We start from the raw sequence: 5,685 nt of genomic DNA, 5'->3' as shown, positions 1-5,685 counted from the left end.
ATGCTAAAATGTTTATATCCTTTTTTCATAAATTAACTCCTTTAATGTTTGTTGTCGTAACTACATTATATCGGTTTTTATGAAAAAAGGTCTTTTTTTATTTCAAGTGGTCGACTTGAAATGATTATACACCATATAATAACTATTCATAAATTTAATTATTTATTTTTTGAATATTGATGTTATTGACAGTAATTAAAAATAACTATATAATAAATGATTAAAATTAATATTTATGTCACACTTAGAAGCATTATATATGTATGTATACTGGAGGAATGAAATGAAAATAGTTATTGCCGGTGGAGGAGATGTAGGAGTAAAGATCGCCGAGAAACTCATCTACGAAAACCATGACGTTACAATTTTAGAAAAAGATCCACAACTAATTAGAACATTACAAAGTAAGCTAGATGCCATGATTATATCTGGAGATGCAACCAATATCAATACTCTTATTGAAGCAAATATATTAAGTGCTGATTCCTTTATTGCCGTTACAAACAGTGACGGTGACAACCTTCTAGCTTGTAGTGTTGTAAAAAAATGTTGTAAAAACAATATCTCTATAACCTGTAAAATTGACAGTTATTACCAATATTTTAATGAGGAATATATTTCTCCCAGTGATTTTGGGATAGAGACCATCATAAAACCACTAGAAATTACCGTGGCAAAAATCATGGAACTTATGAATAACCCACATGTATTTGAAATTATGAACTATGCAGATAATATGGCTCAATTAGTAGGAGTCAAAGTTAAAAGAGATTTTAAACATAAGGGAATACCTATCTCTGAAATTTCTATAAAAGATGATATTTTTTCTAAAGTAAGGTTAGTAGCCATACAAAGAGAAGGTAGGGTTATTGTTCCAAAAGGACAGGATGTAATCTATCCTAAAGATAAATTATATCTAGTAGGTAAGACAAACATTGTTAAAGATATAGTTAAAAAGCATTTCTTTAGCCCTATGAATTTAAAAAATATAATTATCGTTGGTGGAACTAAGCATGCCATCGAACTTTCCAAGGCTCTCAGTAAATCAGGTAAAAACATCACAATTATTGAAGAGGATAAATTTAGATGTAAAAAATTAAGCTTTCTATTAAATAATGTTTTAATCATGAATGGGTCAGCTACCGATTCCCATCTGATGGATGAAATTTCCATAGAAGATTCTTGTGTAATTAGTATGAGTGATAATGATGAGTATAATATCTTGTCGGCATTTACAGCCAAAAAATACGGTGCTTCTAAAACCATGTGTATGGTAAAAAATAGTTCTATCGTAAACTTAATAAACAACCTTGATCCCATCGATACTGTATTTTCTCCCCACGCACTTACAATTGGAAATATACTAAAATATACTAGAAAAACTGACCTTTTCTCAGTGTCTGCCTTTACAGAGATCAATGCAGAGACAATAGGTATAAATATTACTCAGAATTCACCTATTTTAGATACTCCTATAATGGATATTAATTTCCCTAAAAAATCCATAATTGGTGTGATAATCAGACAAAGTAATGTTATCATTCCTACTGGAGATGATGTAATCAAAATGGGAGATAAAGTTATTATATTCTTGCTTCCAGAAGCAATCTACGAGGTAGAAAAAATGTTTACTGCTCCAAAATTTAGAGGTAGAAGATGAACTGGAGCTTAATAATAAAAGTACAGGGATATCTTTTACTCATCTTAGGAATTATGATGTTTTTTCCCCTTATGATCTCATTTCATTATGGCGGAGGAGATCTAAAAGCTATAGCTCTTTCTATTGTAATCACTTTAATTACTGGGCTAATCTTTATATTCGTATTTAAATCAGATAAAAAATTTAAAGCTAAGGAAGGCTTTGCAAGTGTTTCATTGGGTTGGATCCTAGCAGCTCTCTTTGGTGGTTTACCATATTTTTTCCATGGATCCTTTGGACCATACATAAACTGTGTTTTTGAAGCCATGTCAGGTTTTACTACCACAGGATCTACTATACTATCTGATATAGAATCCATTCCTAGAGGATTGTTATTCTGGAGATCATTGACCCATTGGCTAGGTGGAATGGGAATAGTCTTATTCACTATTGCTATCTTACCTATGTTTGGAATTGCTCCAGGAGAGTTATATAACGCAGAGGTTCCAGGACCTACAAAGGACAGACTGAGCCCTAAAATAAAAGATACAGCGAAGATATTGTGGATTATCTATATCGGGCTTACTATTATTGAAACTATATTTTTAATGTTTGGTGGTATGGATCTTTACACAGCTATTAACCATTCTTTTGCTACTGTAGCTACAGGTGGATTTTCTACATTGAATAGTTCTGTTTCAAGTTTTAACAGTGTTTATATAGAGATCGTTATAACTATCTTTATGTTTTTAGCTGGAATTAACTTTGCACTTCATTTTTACCTTATCAAGGGAAGATTTAGAGATTTTTTTAAAGACAGTGAACTAAAATTTTATACTGCTGTAGTCACTATTGCAACTATACTTATCTCGCTGAATATATATTTTTCTTCAGGGATAGAAAAATATACTACAAATTATGGCCGTGCACTCCTCGATTCTGCATTTCAAGTAGTCTCTATAACTACAACTACTGGATTTATGACTGCCGACTTTAATCTATGGCCTTCATTTTCTGCCCTTCTCTTAGTTACATTGATGTTTTTCGGTGGTTGTGCTGGATCTACAGGTGGTGGGATGAAACAAATTAGAATATTGATATTATTTAAACACCTATCTAATGAAATTAAAAAATTAGCACATCCCAGAGCATCTTTTTCCTTGAGAGTAGGAGAGGAACATGTAGAAAATCACGTAGTTAAAAATGTCCTAGGATTTTCTATATTATTTGTGTTTATCTTCGCTGGATCTACACTTTTTTTAGCAGGAATGGGATACGATATTATCACAAGTTTTACCGCTTCTATCTCTTCTCTTGGAAATATTGGACCAGGGCTAGCTCGAGTAGGAGCTATTGAAAACTTTGGATTTTTTGATCCATACAGTAAGGGAGTACTTATCTTTTCCATGCTTTTAGGTAGACTAGAAATATATTCAGTTTTAATATTGATTTATTCGGTAATATGTAGAAGGAGATAGATCTAAGAAAAAAAGTCGTAAAAATTTAAAATTTTTACGACTTTTTAATTTTCTTCCCCCCTATCAAAATTAAAAAGAACTAAAATCAGAATAACATGCCTATTAAATTTTAATTGTTTTAAAATCTCATAGATAAAGTATGGATAAAATGATATAATTATAGGTAAATAAAAAAATGCAATACAAGGAGATTTATTTTGAAAAAAAATATGAAAATAAAAAGAGACACAATATTAAAAGTAAAGGGAAAAATGGAATTAATGGAATTTTTAGCTTTTCACCTACAAGGAAAAAGTAAAAATAATTTAAAATCACTGCTTACCCATGGTCAAATAACTGTGGATAGTCAAATGGTTAGCCAACATAATCACATATTAGCTGTAGATCAAGAGGTGAAAATAAACTGGAATAAGGATAGAGATGTAAAGAAGATGAGTGGTGTTCAAATCTTATTTGAAGATGACAATATCATTGTTGCAAATAAAGATGCAGGTGTCCTTTCAGTATCTACTGGTGGTAGAGATGAAGATACTGCTTATAATAAATTAAAGGATCATGTTAAATCAAATAATCCTAAAAATAAGATCTTCATAGTTCACAGACTGGATAGAAATACCTCTGGAATAATGATGTTTGCTAAAACTGCAGAAGCTCAACAACTTTTACAGAGTGACTGGAAGAAATATATTCTTAGCAGAAAATACTCTGTATTAGCAGAAGGAAGAGTTGAAAATGATAAGGGAACTATCACATCTTGGTTAAAGGAAAACGCTGCATTTGTAGTTTATTCTAGTAAAACTGATAATGGTGGAAAAAAAGCCATCACAAACTATGAAGTAATCAAAAAAACTAATAACTTTACGTTATTAGAAGCATCCCTTGAAACTGGAAGAAAAAATCAAATCAGAGTACATATGCAAGATATCAAACATCCAATTGTAGGAGATAAAAAATATGGTGCTACTGGAAACCCAATTAAAAGACTGGGGTTACATGCTAGAGTATTAGAATTTATCCATCCAATAACAGGAGAAAAATATACTTTTGAAACTAAGGTTCCAGCTAGTTTTGATAAGGTATTCAAGAGAATGAGAAAAAGATAAGGGGATGGATTAAAGGAGGTTAAAATGTTTGAATATTTAGATGGTAAGATCACCATAAAAAAAATGGGGTATGTTGCCATAGATGTAAATGGTATTGGTTACAAGGTATTTGTATCCCTTCAAACTTTAGATAAGATTAAACTAGGCGAAACTACAAGGTTATACATATACAATCATGTGAAGGAAGATATGTTTAAATTAATTGGATTTTCAGAGGAAAGAGAAAGAGATTTCTTCGAGATCCTAATCAATGTAAATGGAATAGGGATGTCACTTGGTCTAGCTATTCTCTCTACCTTTTCTATAAATGACCTGAAACAGATAATAGCCAATGAAGATACCAAACTACTGACTAAAGTTCCTAAATTAGGAGCTAAAAAATCACAAAAATTAATAGTTGACGTGAAAGATAAGATGAAAAATTTTCAGCTTGTAGACAGTATTGATAGTGGTGATGGTGGTATAAAAGCCCAGTTAGAAGAAGATATTTCCTTAGCTTTAGGTGCCCTCGGGTATTCTAAAAAAGATATCGATAAGTTTATCACTCCTAAAGACCTAGATTCATATGACAGTATAGAAATGGCTATTAAAGATATTTTGAGAAAAATAAGTAGATAATTTCATATTAATAAACTTTGTGAGGCAAATGATGTATTATAAAGAATATTTAAAAAAAACGAGATTGAATGGAGATGACATGAACGGAATTATTTGTATTGATGGTGTTGTAAAAAGTACTTTAGGAGATATTTTAGCTAAAGAATTAGGAATTTTATTGTTTGAAGAACCTGTTTTAAATAATCCTATTTTAGATAAATTCTACTATGATAAAAAAAGATATAGTTTTCCCCTTCAGATATTTTTCTTAAATAAGAGATTTAAAATGATAAAGGTGGCTAATCTATTGGATGGCTGTGTTATGGACAGGAGTATCTATGGTGATGTTATCTTTGCTAGGATGCTTATGGAAGATGGAGATATGGCACCGGAAGAGTTTGAACTTTACGAGGAACTCCTTCATAATATGCTAGAGCATCTGTAGAAGGTGCTATCGATAAGATCTGTAGAAGAGGTAGAGACTATGAAAAGATCGTTCCTAGATCTTATTGGGAAAGTTTGAATCAAAATTATGAAAGCTATTTTAATGCTTATAACCTTTCTGATATCTTGAAAATCAATGTTGACAATGTAGATATAAAAGAAAATTCTGACGATAGAAAATGGTTTATAGATACAGTTAAAGCTAAATTAGATGAGATAAACTCAAAACAAATATTAAATAAAAAATAAAAAAATGAGGTATTTTCTAGTTGTAGAAAATATCTGGGCGTATCCCAAATTTAGTGTAAATTAATTTTAACCTTCTTAGTTGATAGAGTATAATCTATTAAACTGAGGAGGTTTTTATGGTTAAGAAAAGAAGAAGAGAGGTAGATCCATTAATTGCTGAAATTATGGATAAATA

The 5,685-nt window shown here is 30.8% G+C and carries 4 protein-coding genes and 1 pseudogene; all 5 read left to right on the top strand.

All coding sequences use genetic code 11. The features are described 5' to 3' along the window. Positions 1–283 precede the first annotated feature (283 nt). The 5 genes and pseudogenes from trkA (at position 284) to V5784_RS11885 (ending at position 5,510) form a co-directional block, all read left to right on the top strand. Entirely contained in the window at positions 284–1,660 is a 1,377-nt protein-coding gene (gene trkA, locus V5784_RS11905; RefSeq protein WP_336889242.1) for a Trk system potassium transporter TrkA, read from the top strand. Next, positions 1,657–3,117, top strand: coding sequence for a potassium transporter TrkG (locus V5784_RS11900; protein ID WP_336889241.1), 1,461 nt, complete (start codon positions 1,657–1,659; stop codon positions 3,115–3,117). Before trkA ends, V5784_RS11900 begins: the two co-directional genes overlap by 4 nt. 197 nt (positions 3,118–3,314) lie before the next feature. Then, complete coding sequence (locus V5784_RS11895; RefSeq protein WP_336889240.1) at positions 3,315–4,220, top strand: RluA family pseudouridine synthase; 906 nt, start codon at positions 3,315–3,317, stop codon at positions 4,218–4,220. Positions 4,221–4,244: 24 nt separating this feature from the next. Continuing rightward, a complete protein-coding gene (gene ruvA, locus V5784_RS11890) occupies positions 4,245–4,838 on the top strand; it encodes a Holliday junction branch migration protein RuvA (protein WP_336889239.1) in 594 nt (197 codons plus the stop codon). 28 nt (positions 4,839–4,866) lie between these two features. Beyond that, positions 4,867–5,510: pseudogene (locus tag V5784_RS11885) on the top strand (deoxynucleoside kinase). Positions 5,511–5,685: the final 175 nt, after the last annotated feature.

Origin of the sequence: Psychrilyobacter sp. (genome assembly GCF_037132775.1) — a bacterium.
Taxonomy (GTDB): domain Bacteria; phylum Fusobacteriota; class Fusobacteriia; order Fusobacteriales; family Fusobacteriaceae; genus Psychrilyobacter.
The sequence above is the reverse complement of the archived record's forward strand: the minus strand, read 5'-3'. Positions and strand labels throughout refer to the sequence as shown.

Bases quoted from the DNA above. Each gene is read 5' to 3' on its own strand.
- V5784_RS11900 (WP_336889241.1), top strand. From the start codon at position 1,657: ATGAACTGGAGCTTAATAATAAAAGTACAGGGATATCTTTTACTCATC.
- ruvA (WP_336889239.1), top strand. From the start codon at position 4,245: ATGTTTGAATATTTAGATGGTAAGATCACCATAAAAAAAATGGGGTAT.
- trkA (WP_336889242.1), top strand. From the start codon at position 284: ATGAAAATAGTTATTGCCGGTGGAGGAGATGTAGGAGTAAAGATCGCC.